Raw genomic sequence first — 17,488 nt, 5'->3', positions numbered from 1 at the left:
TACATCCCGGCGTGGCTAGCCCATTTCCCGGCTCGACCCGCCGTGGATCGTTCACTTCCCGGCTCGGCTCGCCGTGGGTACGCGTACATCCCGGCGTGGCTAGCCCACTTCCCGGCTCGACCCGCCGTGGATCGCTCACTTCCCGGCTCGGCTCGCCGTGGGTACGCCTACATCCCGGCGTGGCTAGCCCACTGCCCGGCTCGACCCGCCGTGGATCGCCCAGTTCCCGGCTCGACCCGCCGAGGATCGCCCAATTCCCGGCTCGACCCGCCTAGCTGGCTCGACTTCCCGGCTCGACGCGCCGAGCCGGCTCGATGATCTAGGCGAGTCAACCCGGGAAGTGGCGTGTTCACGGCGGGTCGAGCCGGGAAGTGCCCGTGTGAACGGCGACTCGAGCCGGGAAGTGCCCGTGTGAACGGCGGGCCGAGCCGGGAGCTAGGGGTGCCCAGCGACTCGCCTGGCACGACTGCTCTGGGATGCCCGATTCGTCGCGCTGGACGAGGAGACGGCAGGGGAGGAGCCGGCCGCCTGGGTAGGCCTCTCACCAGGTCAACTAGACGCTTGACCTCCATCGGGCGGTGAGGTGATCACGGGGTGCCTCTCGTTGCCGTGTCGGGGTAGTTGAGGAGTCGGCGCCCATTCGTGGATTCGTGCCGCAGGCAAGGATTGCTGGGCACACCGCGATCGCGGAGAACCCGTCGCTGGTCCGCGATCCACGAATGAGCGCCGACTCAGGGATTGACGGCAGCCCCCGGCTGAGGACAGCCCCCGGCTGAGGACAGACCCTGGCTGAGGACAGACCCTGGCTGATGACAGACCCCGGCTGACGACAGACCCCGGCTGACGACAGCCCCTGCTTGGGGAGTGCCCGCCGGCTGACGACAACCCTGGCTGGGAGTGCCGCCGGCTGGCGACAGCCCTCGCCTGGGAAACAGCCCCAGGAACTACTTCGTGCCGAAGGTGTAGATCGTCGTGGAGGTGAAGGTCTCGCCGGGACGCAGAACCGTCGACGGGAAGTTGGGCTGGTTGGGGGAGTCGGGGAAGTGCTGGGTCTCGAAGGCGAAGGCGTCGCCCTGGCGGTATGACTTGTTGCCGATGCCCTGGAAGGTGCCGTCGAGGAAGTTGCCGCTGTAGAACTGGGCGCCCGGCTGGCTCGTGTGCACCGTGACGGTCCGGCCGGCCTCCGGCTCCCAGAAGCGCGCCGCGAACCGCAGGCCGTCGGAGTCCGCCTTGCCGAGGACGAAGTTGTGGTCGTACCCACGCCCGATCACCAGTTGGGGGTGGTCGTCCCGGATGCGTGCACCGATCGCCGTCGGCTTGTTGAAGTCGAACGGCGTGCCCGCGACCGGTGCGATCTCGCCGGTCGGGATCAGGCCCGCGTCGACCGGCGTGTACGACGGGGCGTTCAGTTGCAGGACGTGTCCGTCGATCGAGCCGCTGCCTTCACCTGCGAGGTTGAAGTAGACGTGGTTCGTCAGGTTGAGCACGGTGGGCTTGTCCGCGACAGTCGCGTGGTAGTCGATGCGGAGGTTGTCCTCCTTGTCCAGGGTGTACGTCACCGTGCTGGTGAGTTCGCCCGGGAAGCCCATCTCGCCGTCGGGACTGACGTAGGTGAAGGCGACCCCGACCGCGGACGAGGTCTGCACCACCTTCGCCTTCCACACCTTCTTGTCGAACCCGATCGTTCCGCCGTGCAAGGCGTTCTCGCCGTCGTTGATCGGGATCTGGTAGGCGTGCCCGTCGAGGGTGAACCTGCCCTTGGCGATCCGGTTGCCGTACCGGCCGACGGTCGCGCCGAAGTACGGGCTGAGGGCCGCGTAGTCGGGCAGGTTGTCGAAGCCGAGGCTGATGTTCTCGGTGTGGCCGCGGCGGTCCGGGGTCTCGACCCGCTGGATGGTGGCGCCCCAGGTCAACATCGAGATGGTGACTCGGCCGTTGGTGAACGTGTATACGTCCACCTTCACGCCTTCCGGGGTGGTGCCGAACGGATCCTTGCGAATGGCCAGCCGGCCGTGGTGTGAACCCATGGCGGCGACCCTATCCGGCGTACCAGCGGCCCCGGCGCTGGTCTGCAGCGCTCCTGCGGCGGCGGCGCCCAGCCCGAGCGCACCCGCGGTTCGCAGTACTTGGCGGCGGGCCAAATTGTCTGGCATGAAATCCCCTCACTGTGAGAGCGGTGACGGCGGGAGAGCGTGCACATGGCCGGTCCGGGCACTCTAAGCAGGGTTGTCCAGTGTTTGGAATAGTTTGTAACGGTACGAAATCGTCCGATGACTGAAATGACATCGGCTATGAGCTTCAGGGCGTGACCAGATGCGTCCGGCACCAGGCTCGATGGTGCCTACTACACCAGGCTGTTGGGGGCAGACGATGGAGGCATGAGCAGAACAGCATTGATCGTCATCGACGTCCAGGAGTCCTTCCGCGTGCGGCCCAACTGGAGTGTCGTCAACCACCCGGACATCGCCGACAGGGTCCAGCGCCTGGTCCAGGCAGCGCGGGCCAAGGGCGACCTGGTCGTCTGGATCCTGCACAGCGAGCCCGGGACCGGCGGCGCATTCGACCCGGCCGAAGGACATGTCCGCCTGATCGAGGGGCTCGAGCCGATCGAAGGTGAACCGGTTCTGACCAAGACGGCCCACAATGCCTTCACCACGACGAATCTGCAGCAACTGCTCACCCAGCGCGGCATCGGCGAGGTCGTGATCAGCGGGATCCGCACCGAGCAGTGCTGTGAAACGACCGCCCGGGTGGCGTCCGATCTCGGCTATGAGGTTGTGTTCGTCACCGAGGCGACCGCGACCACCCCGCTGCCGCACTGGACCACCCCGGCCGACGCCACTCTCGAGGAGATCCTCGCCGACCCGCGCACGCTGAGTCCCGAGGTTGTGCTGGAGCGTACCGAGTACGTGTTGGCCGGCCGGTTCGCAACCATTCGGACGCTGGACGAGGTGGCCGGGCAACTCGTGGCATCCTGACCGGATCATGCCTACCAAGGTCGTCTTCCTCCTGGTGCCGAAACTGCACCTGCTGGATCTGGCTGGTCCGGCCCAGGCCTTCTCGACCGCGAACGACCTCGGCTGCGGCTACGACCTGTACTACGTGGCCGAGGTCGAGGAGATCGTCACGGCGCAGGGTGTGCCGATCAAAGCGCAGCGGGAGTGGCCGGACCTCGGCCCAGCCGACCTGATCGTCGTACCGGGCTGGCGGTCGCCGAAGTTGTCGCCGCACCCGCCGATCGGTGCTGCCACGAAGCAGCGGTTGCGCGGCCATCATGCGGCCGGCGGTCAGGTGGCGAGCGTCTGCTCGGGGGCGGACGCGCTCGGTGCGGCCGGACTGCTCGACGGCCGGCGCTACACCACGCACCACGACCTGACCGACGAGCTCGCCGCGCGGTATCCGAAGGCGAGCATCGTCCGGGACGTGCTGTACGTCGTGGACGACCGGGTGATCACCTCCGCCGGGATCGCCAGCGGGATCGACCTGGCTCTTCACCTGATCGCCGTCGAGCGAGGCGCCGAGGCAGCTGCGCGGGTAGCTCGCGAGATGGTCGTCTACGCACGGCGCAACGGCGACGAACCGCAGGAGAGTGCGATGCTGCGGCACCGGGGGCATCTCAACGACCTGGCTCATCGGGTCCAGGACGTGATCGACGGCCGGTACTCCGAGCAGCTGAGGTTGTCCGACCTGGCTGACGGAATCGGGGTGAGCGAGCGAACCCTGACGCGCGTGTTCAGCCGGGCTACGGGCCTGACCCCGTTGCGCTACCAGCAACTGCTCCGCTTGGAGCGCGCGGAACACCTCATCGGCCACGGAGCGACCGTCGAGGCAGCCGCGCGGGTGGTCGGTTTCGAGGACGCCCGGATGCTCCGCCGGCTCCGGTCCCGTCCGATCGCCGGGTAGAGCGGGGTAGAGCGGGGGGTAGAGCGGGGTAGACCTAGGTCCACTGCGCCTGGGGGTTTGGCACTCCTGAGATCCGCAGCTCGCCAGGCCAGGCTCTTAGCAGAGCGGGCAAAGGGCCCGGGCGGGGTCGGCGAGAGGCTGAACATGAGCAGGGGATCGGTGACCGTGCGCGCAGCACGGTGGAGTGCTACCCATCCGTGGCGGGCGATCGGCCTCTGGCTGTTGCTCGTCGTGGTCGCGGTCGGGATGTCGGCTGTGATTCCGAAACAACAGACCAAGGACAAGGACAACTGGGTCGGCCAGTCGGGTGTCGCCTCCCAGCTGATCGAGCAGGCGAACCTCGGTGAGCGGCCGAGCGAGACGATCCTGGTCACCGATGCGGGCGCTCCACTGAACAGAGCCGCCGCCACGAAGGTGATGAACCAGCTCAGCCAGAAGATGAAGGGGATCGATGCCGTCAGCAACGTCGGTCAACCGGTCTGGGCCGAGAACGGCAAGGCTGCCCTGCTCCCGATCGAGCTGAAGGGCACCGCGGATGACGCCGCGGACAACGTCGACAAGCTCCTCGCGGCGACAGCCGACGCCCAACGAGCACATCCCGACCTCTCGATCGAACAGACCGGCAGTGCGTCTCTGGACAAGGGGATCTGGAAGCAGGTCGGATCCGACCTCGCGCGTGCGGAGAAGCTCAGCCTGCCGATCACCTTCGCCCTGATGTTGCTTGCCTTCGGCGCCTTGATCGCGGCCGGAATCCCAGTCCTGCTGGCGTTCTCGGCAGTCGGCGCGGCTCTGGGCTTCTATGCGCCGCTCTCCTACCTGTTCCCCGACGGCGGCTCGGTGGCGAACGTCGTGCTGCTGATCGGTATGGCGGTAGGCGTCGACTACTCGTTGTTCTACCTCAAGCGAGAGCGCGAGGAACGCCGTCGCGGCCGGAGCCCGATCGACGCGGTCGAGATCGCGGCAGCCACCTCGGACACTCGGTGGTCGTCTCCGGCCTGGCCGTGATCGTGTCGATGGCCGGCCTGTACGTCGCTCAGGACGCCACCTTCTCCTCCATGGCGACGGCCACGATCGTGGTGGTGGCGGTTGCGGTGCTCGGTTCGCTCACCGTTCTCCCCGCCCTGCTGGCGAAACTGGGTCACCGGGCGGACCGGCCGCGGGTTCCCCTGCTGTGGCGGCTCAACCGGCGGATCGGCCCGGGTGGGATCAGCCGTCGCATCCTCGCGCCAGTACTGCGCTTCCCCCGCATCGCGCTGGCGATCTCAGCCGTCGCGGTGGTCGCGCTCGCAGTACCGGCCCTCGGTATGAAGACGGAACCGGGTGGTCTGAACACGCTGCCGCAGGCCATCCCCGAAGTACGGACGATGACCGCGCTGCAGGAGAATTTCCCGTCCCGCGGTACGTCGTACTCCGTGGTGGCGAAGGCGCCTGACGGGCAGGCGGCGGTGGCTGCGTTGGCGAAGTTGCAGGCCGAGGCGGTCCGGTCGGGCGAGCTTGTCGCGATGCCTGGGCAGGAGATCAGGAGGTCCGGGAACACCGCGGTACTGACTGTGGTCTCGCCGCATCCGGAGAGTAGCTCGCAAGCAAAGGACGCATTGCTGAAGTTGCGGAACGAGCTTGCTCCGGCCGCGCTGAGTTCCTTGCCGGGGGCAACTTGGGCGGTCGGCGGCGAGGCGGCCTCGTCGAGCGACTACGGGCAGCATCAGCGTGACCAGTTGCCTTATGTGATCGCGTTCGTGCTCGGGCTGACGCTGGTGATGATGGCGTTCACCTTCCGGAGTCTCGCGGTCGCTCTGGTCACCACATTGCTCAACCTGGCCTCGGTGGCTGCCTGCTTCGGCGTCCTGTCGCTGGTCTTCCAGCACACCTGGGCCGAGGGCTTGCTGAACTTCACCTCACCCGGGTTCGTGGTGTCGTGGATCCCGCTGTTCTTGTTCGTGATCCTGGTCGGGTTGTCGATGGACTACCACGTGTTCGTGCTCGGCCGGATCCGCGAAGGGGTTGCGGAGGGGTTGACCCCGCGGGAGGCGGTGCGGAAGGGGATCACCGAGTCGGCCGGCGTGGTGACGAGCGCTGCGGCCGTGATGGTCTCGGTGTTCGCGGTCTTCGCGACGCTCGGGATGATCGAGATGAAGCAGATGGGCGTCGGGCTCGCGGTCGCCGTGCTGATCGACGCGACGCTGGTCCGGATCGTGATGCTGCCGTCGATCATGGTCCTGCTCGGGCGGAAGGCCTGGTGGCCGAACAGGCTTCACGTCGCCCAGCCGGAGCAGACCCGCGAACTGGTTACAGTCTGACGGTTCGGGGGAGGGGGCCGGTGGGGTTCATCCACCGGCCCCCCGCTTTCAGTGCAGTTCGTAGGCTGCCGTCAGCTTGGCGATCGCGTTGCTCAGCTCGCCGGTCAGTGCCAGGTGTTCAGCGTCGGAGGTCAGCTTCGAGGTGGCCTCGTCGAGGTTCTGCCCGATCTGATCCTGCGCGATCCATCGGGCGCCCGCGACCACCGCGTCGTCATCGGCGAACGAGTCCACCTTCGCCCGCTGCAGGTACTTACCGGCCTGACCGAGTGCTGCCAGCGCGGAAGTTGCCTGCGGCCCTGACCAGTCCTTCACCCGGAGGGCGAGGTCGATGTAGATGACCGAGGCAAGCACGTCGGGTGACGTGAATCCCTTGCGCAGCAGCTCCTTCTTGGTGTCCGCCAGCTTCTGCCGTGCCGCCGCCTGAGTGGTCAGGCCCCAGCCATACGGGTACTGCGGGTCGTAGGAAGCGTCACCGACATTCAGCGGCTCCTGCGCCTCCGACTTCGGCCAGCTGACGGGCAGTCGGCCACCGAACGGCCGCTTGCCGAACAGGACATCGGCAACACCGGCGCCCTCGGTGCCCGGCAGCCACGAGGCCACCAGCGCGTTGATCTCGCCGAGCTGATCGGCGATCACCTGCGGCCGGCCCGAGACCACCAGGACCACACATTTCATTGCCGCGCACACCTTGTCGACGGCAGCCTTGTCGGCAGCGGTCAGGCCGAGCGTGTGGCCGTTGTTGCCGACGTCGCCGATCCCTTCGGCATAAGGCCTCTCGCCCACCACCACGACGCCGACATCGTGTCCCTCCAGCGGCGCCGAGGCGTCCTGGCTGAACGTCGCCGTCGGCACGACCTGCTTGATCCCGTCGAGGATCGTCGTCCCTGTCGTGGTGTTGCCGGAGCCGCCCTGCCAGGTGATGCTCCAGCCACCCATCTGGTTGCCCAGATCGTTCGCGTTGCTGCCCGCCACATACACCTTCGATGTGCTTGCCAGCGGCAACAGGTTCCCGTCGTTCTTGAGCAGCACCTGGGACTTGGCCGCAGCCTCACGGGCGGTCGCCCGGTGCTCGGCCGAACCGATGGAACCCAGCTTGCTGGTGTCGGAGTACGGGTGCTCGAACAGGCCGAGCTTGAACTTCTGCGTCAGGATCCGGCTGACCGCGTCGTCCACGCGGGCCTGCGTCACTCGGCCGGCGGTGACCTCGTCGGTCAGGCCCTGAGTGAAGCCTTGGTAGTTCGTCGGCACCATGATCATGTCGAGCCCGGCGTTGATCGACGTCCGGATGTCGCTCGGGTAGTCCCCGGGCAGCTGGTCGATCGCCTGCCAGTCACTGATGACGAAGCCGTCGAAGCCCATCCGCTGCTTCAGGACTCCGTTGATCAGCGCTGCGTTGCCGTGCATCTTCACCGGACCCGTGACACTGACACCGTCGTCGCCGATGATGTCGACGCTAGAGTACGACGGCATCACCGTGCCGACCCCCAGATCCACCGAGGTCTTGAACGGGTCGAGGTGGATCGCCTCGAGCTGTTGCGGAGTGACCTTGGTGATGCCCTGGTCGATCTTGTAACTCCCCGTCGTCGAGGAGCCGTACGTCGTACCACCGTCGCCGACGTAGTGCTTCGCGGTCGCCAGCACGTGGTTGTTCTGGTTGAGCTGGCTGCCGTCGGCCTTGCCCTGCATACCGGTGATGACCGAGGCCATCGTCTTCACCAGCGCGGGGTCCTCGCTGTAGCCCTCGTAAGCTCGACCCCAGCGATCGTCGCGAACCACGCACACACACGGCGCGAAGTCCCACGGGATGCCAGTGGCCCGGACCTCGGTCGCCGTCAGCTCACCGGTCCGGCGGGACAGGTCGGGGTCGCGGGTGGCGCCCATGCCGATGTTGTGCGGCAGGATCGTCGCACCGATCACGTTGTTGTGCCCGTGCACCGCGTCCACACCGTAGATCAGCGGCACCTGCAGGCGGGTCGCCTGCGCATTCAGCTGGTAGCTGTCGATCATCGCGGCCCAGGCAGCGGGCGTGTTCGGCGTCGGTACGGAACCACCGCCGGACAGCAACGACCCGAGCGCGTACGACGCGATGTCGCTCTTCGAGCGCAGGGCGTTCCGCTCGGCCTGGGTCATCTGGCCGATCTTCTCGGCCAGCGTCATCCGGCTGAGAAGGTCCTTCACCCGCGTCTTCACGGGGAGCTTGGCGTTCAGGTATGGCAGGTCGTGCGCGTTGATGACCACCTGCGGTGTCGTGGTCGGCGCCTTCGCCCCGGTCACGGTCAGCTCCACCGGGATGGTCTCCGCGACCTCGGCCGCCTTGTCCTTCTTGGTGACCACGCTAATGGTTTGGGACGCGCCCGACGGCGTACCGGCTGGGAAGGTGAAGGCGCCCGACACCGGCTGGTAGTCGTCGCTGCCGGCTGTCCCTGTGCCGGTGCGGTACTCGACTGTCACAGGTGCCTCGAGCGGGATGCTCCCCGTGGTGGCGACGGACACCTTCACCTGGGCGGTGCCGCCCTCCTTGACCGGGTAGACGCCCGCGTCGGTGACCACGCTGGCCTTGAGCGCCGGGTCCGCCTTGCCGTAGACCTCGACCTGATCGATCGCGAACTCACCAGGAGTCCCGACCGGCATGGTGAACGCATAACCCCACATCTGGGTCAGGTTCAGAACCTGGTCGATACCACCGACCGGCTGGTAGTCGCCGCGGTAGACGAGATCGCTGAACGGGATCTCGACCTGGTGCCAGCCCTGCCAGTCGTCGGTGAAACTCGTGTTCCACAACTCGGAGGCCTCGGCGTTGGCGCCCCCGTCCTTGATCTCGAAGAAGATCCGCTTGCCGGAACCAGGCGGCAGCGGTGCGGTGTTCTGGCCGTACCACCAGAACCGGATGCCCTTGTGCATCGACCAGTCACCAGGATTCTGGTCGAACGTCACGTCATGGCTGAACCCGCCGTACCCGCTGATGTTGTACGTCCCGTGCAGCACCTTGCCGCCGACAGGCGCGTCGGCGCGAGTCTGCAGTTCCATCGTCGGCGGGTCGTCCCCATCACTGCCCCACCCGAAGATGCCGGCGTTCGGCGGCGAGGCGAACGGTTCAGCCCCCTCGAACGCAGCCAACACAGTCGGCGCCGGATCATCGGCCACCGCCTGCGAGGCAACCCCGAGCGGCAGAAGCCCGGTCAACAGCGCGACCGTGGTGACAAGAGCAGTACGACGTCTGGGACGGATCTGGCGGAAAGCAGGCCACCTGGGCATGGGCGACTCCTCGAGGGGATTGCTGCGCGAGCCTCACGCACGCGTCGCGCCCGACTCTCAGCCCTCCCCGCTCGTCGGTCAATACCCCACCGGTTCCGGAACTAGAGCGCTCTCACCCCCAAGATCCGCCGCAGGCCTGGAGACACCGCCGGCCGCCGCTCCTGAGTCGCTGCCCCCAGCCAAGGCCCCGGACCGCCAACACTCACTAACCTCAGATTGAGGAGCCCGCGCCCGGTAAAGCCCGGCTGCACACCGAGCTGCAACCGCGCCTACTGAGTGTTGGCGGTCCGTGCGGTCCACCCGCTTCCACATGGAGGGGTTCCCCACTCAACTTGTGGGTTGCCCCACCGGAATATCGACAGTCAACCCACAAGATCCTGGGGCAACCCCCACCTCTCGGGGCCGCGAGACCAGCCGGACTAGCCAGCAGTCGGCGCCGGCAGACGGGCGTCGGCGAGGTGGTGCGGGCGCATGAAAGGGCGCCTGGGGTCGGGGGAGTGGTGAAACCGGACCAGTTCCGCAGTGGGAATGATGGTCGTCCCCAGGTCGGTGGTTCGGTGGGAGGCGACCCAGCTGATCAGGGCACGGGGGTCGGCGATGTCCGTGGTGAAGTGGAGGAGGTTCAGGTACCAGATGTCGCGGCGGTCGGGGTGTTCGAACCAGCCGTCGGGGCCGAGGGCCTCGGCGAAGGTGTCGAGGAAGAGGTCGGCCTGGGCGTCGGTGGGGAGCGCGCACGCCATCACGGTGCCTGCGGTGAGGGTGAGGCCGGTGACATGGAACCGGGTCGGCCCCGCCTGGGCGGCTGCGGCTTCCATTGCTTTGCGGTAGCGCTGGATGACTGGCTCCGACTCGTCGACGACCTCGCGGTAGGTCTCCAATGCGCGGACGGTCAGGTGGGCCGACCCGCTGCGGCCGGTGTGCCAATGGCCGGGGCCCGCGAGGGCGGCGGCCTCGGTCGTGAGGGCGTCGAGGTGGCGATTCAGTTCGCTGTCGGCAGGCGGCCGCAGTACGACGCTGACCGGCCAGCGGCCGCCTTCAACGGGTGCTGAGTCGCGCTGGTGCCGCTGAGCCGAGATCAAAGGCACAGCCTCGTCGAACAACGTGTCGAACTTGGTCGGCTGAATGGTCGTTCCCTCCTTGTGGTGGCGCTCGACCCGGTACGACGCCGCGCCGGCTCGGCTGGTTCGGGGTGAGTGTTTGGCGGTCCGGGCGGTCCGGGCGAGTTCCGCGTGAAGGGTTCCCCACTCAACTTGTGGGTTGCCCCACCGGAATATCGAGAGTCAACCCACAAGATCAGGGGCGAACCCCGGCCCTCCGGCGATGTGAGGCGACTCACTGGTGAAGGCGGCACGCCGCGCGTAGTACAGGGATTGAGAAGGTGGAGTGCGGGAATTGAGAAGGGATTCAGTGGATGGAGTGCTGGACCGGTTCAGTGTCGAACCGGTTGGATAGGAGGTATGACTACACGCTTTGGGTTGTTCGTTCCGCAGGGCTGGAAGATGGATCTCGCGCAGATCAGTGATCCGATCGAGCAGTGGGAGGCGATGACGGCCGTCGCCAAGAAGGCCGACGAGGGTTCTTGGGACTCGATCTGGCTGTTCGACCACTTCCACACGGTGCCGGAGCCGAGCACGGAGAGCACCTTCGAGTGCTGGTCCGCCACCGCGGCGCTGGCGCGCGACACCAAGCGGGTCAACATCGGTCAGATGGTCGGCTGCAACGGCTACCGCAACCCTTCGCTGTACGCCAAGATCGCGTCCACCGTCGACGTGGCCAGCCACGGCCGCCTGTACGCCGGGATCGGCGCCGGGTGGTACGAGCACGAGTGGAAGGCCTACGGCTACGAGTGGCCCGAGCTGAAGGACCGGATGGGCGCGTTCCGCGAAGCCACCGAGATCATCTACAAGATGTGGACCGAGGACGAGCCGGTCTACAAGGGCAAGTACTACTCGATCGACAAGCCGATCAACGAGCCGAAGGGTGTCCGCAAGCCGCACCCGAGCTTCTGGATCGGCGGCGGCGGCCCGAAGGTGACGCTGAAGTTGGTCGCGCAGTACGGCGACGCGGCGAACATCGGCGGCGGCAACCCTGAGGTGATCAAGGAGAAGGCGGCCATCCTCAAGGGGCACTGCGACGAGCTCGGCCGGGACTACAACGAGATCATCAAGTCGACCGGGATCAACGCGTTCCCGATCGACAAGGGCGACGACCCGAAGAAGGCGACGGCCAAGGCCCTCGGCCCGATGAACTGGGAGAAGTTCTCCAACGACAACCTGATCGCGACCGAGGACGAGATCGCGGACAAGGCCGAGGCTGCGATCGAGGCCGGTGCCGACTACGTGATCTTCTACGTGCCGGGCGTCGCCTACGACCTCGACCTGGTCGACCGCATCGAGCAGGTCGCCAAGCGCTTCAGCTGAACCCAGTCCCAAGCCGGCCGAGCGACCCAGTCCCGCTCGCCGGCCCGACGCCGACCCTGGGTAGCGGGTTCTTCGATCACTGGCGGCCTTATTTGACGCCAGCGGGCGAAGAACCGGCCAGCCGGGCGCGAGGCGATCGCGACACCTGACCCGGGCGGCGTGGGCAGAGTGCGGGCGGCGTGGACGGGGACGGCTGCCGCGCGCAGTGAGGGTTCGGCTGGCCAGATCCGGTCATGGCGGGTGGTGGCCAGGGCGATCGATAGACCGTGCCAGAGGCAACTGTAAGGCTCGGCGGCGATGACCTCGCGCCCGTCGGGGCATCGGGAGGTGCCCCTGTGAGATCGTCACGCCTTGCCGCCAGCCTGTCTTCGGCTGTGACGGTCGGCGCCTTGCTCGCGTCGACTGTCGCAGCCCACGCGGCACCCTTGTCTGCTGGTGGTGCCGGTGCAGGATCCGGCACCGGCGCTACCAGTACCGCCGCGAGGCCCACGCCCGGCGCGAGCACCCACCGGATCACCCTGGTCACGGGCGACGTCGCCGAGCTCACGACGACGGCCGACGGCTCGCGCTCCGCACGGCTGGTCGACGGCGGCAACTATTACCTGGGCGACTTCAAGAACGAGCTCACCCTGGTCCCGGTCGCCGCGTATCCGATGCTCGCCCAAGGGCGCCTCGACCGCCGACTCTTCAACCTCAGCCAGCTCGTCGCGCAGGGCTACGACGACGCGAGTACCGCGACGCTGCCGATGCTGCTCAGCGCACCGGCCACCGTCCGCAGCGCACCGCAGGCGCCTGCCGCCGCGACCACGCGCATCACCCTGGCCAGCGTCGGCAGCACCGCCGTCACCGTCGAGAAGGCTCAGGCGAAGGAGTTCTGGGCGGGCGTCCAGGGCAACAACCTCCGCAGCAGCGTCGGCAAGATCTGGCTCGACGGCCGGACCCACGCCACCCTCGACCGCTCGACGAAACAGATCGGTGCGCCGACCGCCTGGCAGGCCGGGTACGACGGCCGCGGGATCAAGGTGGCCGTCCTGGACACGGGTTACGACACCAGCCACCCGGACCTGAAGAAGCAGGTCCTGGAGGCTGAGAGCTTCATCCCGGATCAGGGCGTGCAGGATCTCCACGGGCATGGCACGCACACCGCCTCGATCGTCGCGGGCACGGGCTCGGCGTCCATGGGCTCGCGCAAGGGTGTCGCCCCCGGCGCGAACCTGCTGATCGGCAAGGTGCTCGACAACAACGGCAGCGGTCTCGACTCCGAAGCGATCGCCGGCATGGAGTGGGCGGTCCAGCAGGGCGCCAAGGTGATCAGCATGAGCCTCGGCGGGCTGCCGTCGGACGGCACCGACCCGATGAGTGAGGCCGTCGACCGACTGTCCGCCTCCAGCGACGCCCTCTTCGTCGTTGCCGCAGGCAACTCCGGCGCCGAGGAAACAGTCGGTACTCCGGGCGCGGCCGCGGCCGCTCTCACCGTGGGCGCGGTGGATCGTGACGACAAGCTCGCGGCGTTCTCCAGCCGTGGGCCGCGGCTCGGGGACGGCGCGATGAAGCCCGAGGTGACCGCGCCCGGCGTGGAGATCGCCGCCGCCAGGGCTGCCGGAACCGAACAGGGACGTGAGCTCGGCCAGTACTACACGGCGATGAGCGGAACCTCGATGGCCACCCCGCACGTCGCCGGCGCGGCGGCGATCCTGGCCCAGCGTCATCCCGACTGGACCGGCGAACAGCTGAAGGCCGCGTTGGCGGCAACCGCCGTGCCGAGCACAGGAGCAACGTCGGCGCAGCAGGGTCTCGGCCGGATCGACATCCCGAAGGCGCTCGACCCGAAGATCCTGCCGGACACGGCGAACCTGTTCTTCGGTGAGCTGTCCTGGACCGGGACAGCGCCGGCACCGGTCAGCCGCAAGGTTGCCTACCGCAACAACTCGGGTTCGCCGGTGACGCTCGATCTCAGCGTCGACGCGACCTCGCCGGGCAGCGTGCGCCCGGCGCTGCGGGTCAGTCCGGCCGAGCTGACGATCGCGCCGGGCGCCACCGCATCGGTCACAGTCACGCTCGACCTGGCCAAGACCCAGCCTGCCAAGTACTCCGGGGAGCTCGTCGCGCGCGCGGGCGGCTCGGCGTACCGGACTGGTCTTGGGTTCGCGGCGGGTGGCCGGCTGAACCAGCTGACGGTGAAGGCCATCGGGCACGACGGGAAGCCGGCCGCGCCGTCGCCGTACAGCGCGAGCGGGGTGCAGTTGTGGAACCTCGACACGGGTGACGTCAACGCGACCATCTTCGACCAGACCGGCGGCCGGACCCTCGACGTGCCGACCGGCCGGTACAGCGTGATGGCATTCGTGATGGAGGGCGATGAGATCGGGTGGACGAACTCCGTCACGCTGCTGGGGGATCCGGACGCGCGGATCACTGGCGATCGCACCTTCACCTTCGATGCCCGCAAGGCGAACAAGGTCACGGTCAAGACCCCTCAGCGGGCCGATGCGCAGAGTGTCGGGATCGCCTGGCACCGGAAGGTCGGGGACCGGGATGTCGTCTCCGGCTGGGGCTTCGGCAAGGAAGTTGCCAACGGCATCTATGTGCAGAACTTCGGCAAGGTGTCGGACGGCAGTTTCCAGGTGGTCCAGCGCTGGGACCTCGCCCAGCCGAAGCTGACTGTGGACGTCACCGGCCCCGGTGGCTTCCGGTTGCCGACACCTGCTGAAGGGGCCGACCGCACGGTGTACGTCGGCAACGAGAGGCTGCCGCTCGTCGACGGCGGCGACGGCACACAGGAGGAGTTGCGGAACGTCCGTGGCAAGGTCGCACTGATCCGCTGGCGTGACTACGACCTGACCGCCCGGCAGGTCCAAGCCGCCAAGGATGCCGGCGCCAAGGCTGTGTTCATGTACAACGAGCAGGCGGGATTCTGGAGTGACGGCGCCGACCTCGGCATCCCGTTCTATTTGCTCCGCCAAGCCGAGGGGCAGCGTCTGCTCGGCCTGCTCAAGCAGCGCGAGGTGACGTTGCAGTTGGCCGGCTTGCTCGACAGCACCTACCGCTACGACCTGGCCGCTGGTCCTTCGGAAGTACACGGTCCGCTGACTTACGACTTCGCGCGGATGCGTCCGGCCGCAGTGACCACGGACTTCAAGAAGAACGACGCGTGGTTCCTGCACGTCGATCAGCGGGTCGCGCACTACCCTGGCCTGGCCACCGGGCTGACGTCCACTCGCCTGGTTGCCGGCCCGGTCACCCGCACGGACTACCTGGCCAGCGACGTCCCCGGGATCACCTGGGACGAGAAGCGGGTGGCGGGGGTGTGGAACGAGTCCGGGTACGAGTACAGCATCGCCCGCGGCTACCGGCCGAACGAGAAGGTCAGTCGCGCGTGGTGGGAGCCGATCGCCCGTCCGGCGACTCCGGACGCGGCCGGAAGCGAGGCCGACGGATTACCCGCGGCCAGGTTCGAGAATGCGCTGCGCGTGGCGATCCCGCAGTACGTGAACGGCGATCGCAGTGTGTACGGCTGGGGTGATCGTGGGGACACGACCTCGATCAAGCTCACCAGCGAGGGGAAGGAGCTCGGCAGCAAGGACTGGTCGGTCGCGCAGTTCCCGGTGCCGGCGCGGACAGCGTGGTACGACCTCACGCTGGAGGTGAAGCGCGGCGAGGAGAGTTGGGCGAAGACCTCGACGACAACGCACACCCAGTGGCATTTCCGCTCGGGTCCGACGACCGGCCGCTCGCTCTTGCCGTTGATCCAGGTGGACTACCAACTCGGCAGAGGCTGGCTCGATCTCAAGCCGGGCTACCAGCCAGGCGCCCAGGGGATCGGCTGGTTCCGCACGACCGCAGAGCTCTCGTACGACGGCGGCAAGACCTGGCAGCGTTCGCTCGTCGTACCGCGCGGGCCGGGCGGCAAGGTCGGCGCACGTCTGCCGGCCGCGCCTGCGGGTGCGACCGATGTCAGCGTGCGGGTGACTGCGAAAGACCTGGTCGGCAACAGCATCACCCAGAGCATCGAAAAGGCCTGGCTGCTGAAGTGAACGTACAAAAGTGAAGACCGCTCAAGTAAGCGCTTGACCAGAAAGGGGCGACGCCACGAAGCCGGGGGGAGGTGCTCCGTGGCGTCGCCAGAGGCGCGCCTAGGGAGGGGTGGGGGCAGGCGCGCCGGTCTGTGGGTGGTCAGCTCCCGAGGATGCCTCCACCGAGAACCCCGAGCAGGCCCAGCACGGACAGCAGGTTGCGGATCACCTGGTCGACCGCGGCGGTGCCGCCGGTCTGGTAGGCGGTCACACACTTCTGCAGCTGGGCCTGGGTCGGCTTGGTGATGGTCACCTTCGACATCTCCGACTGGCAGTACTGCGTTGCCTTGGTCAGTTCGCTCACCGTGCTGCCGACCGTGCCGACGATCAGCCCCGCCCCTGTCTGCAGCGTCGCGAGACCCGGTGTGGGCTTCGTGGTCGGCGGCTTGGTGGACGGGGGCGTGGACGGCTTGTCGGCCGGCGGCTTGGACGAGCCAGGCTGACTTGGCTGCGTCGTCTGGCTGCCTGGCTTCTTGGTCGGGCTGGTGGTCGGCTTGCCGTCGCCGCCCTGTGCGTTGCTCTGGGTCGGCCTCGCACCCGGCGGGTAGACCGGCAGATCGACCGCCTGCGGCAGGTTGTTGTCCGCCGGAGCGTCCGTGTACGGGTCGTCGATCCCGCCGCCGGCCCGGTCGATGCCCTGGCCGTCGCTCTCGGTTCCGTTGCCGACGGCAATCCAACTGCCGCCCGCGTAGGCCTTGGCGATGCTCAGCACCAGGTCGACGTAGGCCTGGGAGTGGTTGTAACGCAGCACGGCCTGGTTCAGGTCGCCTGCCTTGGACAGATTGGCCTTGCCCGAGCACAGGTAGACGGCGGTCGACATTGCCGCGTCGTCGATGTCCTGCGGGTTCTTCACGCCGTCGCCGTCACCGTCCACGCCCATCGATCGCCAGGTGCCGGGGATGAACTGCATCGGCCCGACCGCGCGGTCGAAGGCGCCGTCGCCATCGAACTTGCCCGCGTCGGTGTCGGTGATGCGGGCGGTGCTCGATCCGTCCAGCCGCGGCCCGTAGATGCCCGGCACCGCGACGCCGTCGCTGTTCAGCGAGTTACCGCCGAAGCGGCCGTGGTTCGACTCCACCCGGCCGATCGCGGCTACCAGCGTCCACGGAAGCTGACACGCCGGGTCGACCTGGGCCAGCACCTGCTGAGCCCGCGAGTATGCCTTCAGTGCTGCGGTCGGGATGCCGTTGCGGGACAGCCCGGAGACCACCTGCGTCGGCTGCTCTCCCTTGTCGACCCCGTTGCCCACACTTCCGGGCACCGGGATGTTCGCCGGGTCCACGATCGGATCCTTCGGCACGACGACCGGGTTGTTCCCGGAAAGCCCCTGGTCCAGCGCCGCTGTCGCGACGGCCGGATCATCCGTGGCACTGACGGTGAACGCGCTCGCGAACAACGCCAACGGGACGAGCGGCGCCACCTGACGCCACCCGCCGCTCGTAGCGCGACGCTTGCCCTTCGCCATCGATGATCCCCTCCGTGACTCATCGACCTGCCCCGCCCCACGCTGCGGGCAAATCTTGTAGTCGGTCTCCGGCGA

General features: G+C 67.7%; 10 protein-coding genes. 6 read left to right on the top strand and 4 right to left on the bottom strand.

The window, feature by feature from the left end; all coding sequences use genetic code 11:
• Nucleotides 1-944: 944 nt before the first annotated feature.
• On the bottom strand, nt 945-2,153 hold the full coding sequence (locus tag ABD210_RS11885; protein WP_344111167.1) for an aldose epimerase family protein: 1,209 nt from the start codon (nt 2,151-2,153) through the stop codon (nt 945-947).
• Between the two features lie 225 nt (nt 2,154-2,378).
• On the opposite strand from ABD210_RS11885, the gene ABD210_RS11880 reads away from it, so the two are divergent.
• From ABD210_RS11880 to ABD210_RS11865, 4 genes are all read left to right on the top strand, one after another.
• Nucleotides 2,379-2,978 (top strand): cysteine hydrolase family protein, encoded by a 600-nt coding sequence (locus tag ABD210_RS11880; protein WP_344111166.1) that lies wholly within the window; start codon nt 2,379-2,381, stop codon nt 2,976-2,978.
• A gap of 7 nt (nt 2,979-2,985) precedes the next feature.
• Nucleotides 2,986-3,903, top strand: coding sequence for a GlxA family transcriptional regulator (locus ABD210_RS11875; protein ID WP_344111164.1), 918 nt, complete (start codon nt 2,986-2,988; stop codon nt 3,901-3,903).
• A gap of 144 nt (nt 3,904-4,047) precedes the next feature.
• A complete protein-coding gene (locus tag ABD210_RS11870; protein WP_344111163.1) occupies nt 4,048-4,908 on the top strand; it encodes an MMPL family transporter in 861 nt (286 codons plus the stop codon).
• Nucleotides 4,884-6,200: an MMPL family transporter gene (locus ABD210_RS11865; RefSeq protein ID WP_344111162.1), complete on the top strand. Its 1,317-nt coding sequence runs from the start codon at nt 4,884-4,886 to the stop codon at nt 6,198-6,200. Before ABD210_RS11870 ends, ABD210_RS11865 begins: the two co-directional genes overlap by 25 nt.
• A 48-nt stretch (nt 6,201-6,248) precedes the next feature.
• Here ABD210_RS11865 and ABD210_RS11860 read toward each other — a convergent pair whose 3' ends face one another.
• Together ABD210_RS11860 and ABD210_RS11855 are read right to left on the bottom strand one after the other, a co-directional pair.
• A complete protein-coding gene (locus ABD210_RS11860; RefSeq protein ID WP_344111160.1) occupies nt 6,249-9,455 on the bottom strand; it encodes a glycoside hydrolase family 3 N-terminal domain-containing protein in 3,207 nt (1,068 codons plus the stop codon).
• Between the two features lie 419 nt (nt 9,456-9,874).
• The gene (locus ABD210_RS11855; RefSeq protein WP_344111159.1) at nt 9,875-10,555 is read right to left on the bottom strand and encodes a hypothetical protein; all 681 of its coding nucleotides are present in this window, start codon (nt 10,553-10,555) and stop codon (nt 9,875-9,877) included.
• Nucleotides 10,556-10,912: 357 nt separating this feature from the next.
• Here ABD210_RS11855 and ABD210_RS11850 point away from each other — a divergent pair, with 357 nt between their 5' ends.
• Both ABD210_RS11850 and ABD210_RS11845 read left to right on the top strand, forming a co-directional pair.
• Nucleotides 10,913-11,875, top strand: coding sequence for a TIGR03560 family F420-dependent LLM class oxidoreductase (locus tag ABD210_RS11850; RefSeq protein ID WP_344111157.1), 963 nt, complete (start codon nt 10,913-10,915; stop codon nt 11,873-11,875).
• Nucleotides 11,876-12,210: 335 nt separating this feature from the next.
• Entirely contained in the window at nt 12,211-15,909 is a 3,699-nt protein-coding gene (locus ABD210_RS11845) for a S8 family serine peptidase (RefSeq protein WP_344111155.1), read from the top strand.
• 139 nt (nt 15,910-16,048) lie between these two features.
• Here the strand turns inward: ABD210_RS11845 and ABD210_RS11840 are convergent, their stop codons facing one another.
• Nucleotides 16,049-17,413: a lytic transglycosylase domain-containing protein gene (locus ABD210_RS11840; RefSeq protein ID WP_344111153.1), complete on the bottom strand. Its 1,365-nt coding sequence runs from the start codon at nt 17,411-17,413 to the stop codon at nt 16,049-16,051.
• Nucleotides 17,414-17,488 lie beyond the last annotated feature (75 nt).

Origin of the sequence: Kribbella alba, from assembly GCF_039529635.1 — a bacterium.
Classification (GTDB): domain Bacteria; phylum Actinomycetota; class Actinomycetes; order Propionibacteriales; family Kribbellaceae; genus Kribbella; species Kribbella alba.
The sequence above is the reverse complement of the archived record's forward strand: the minus strand, read 5'-3'. Positions and strand labels throughout refer to the sequence as shown.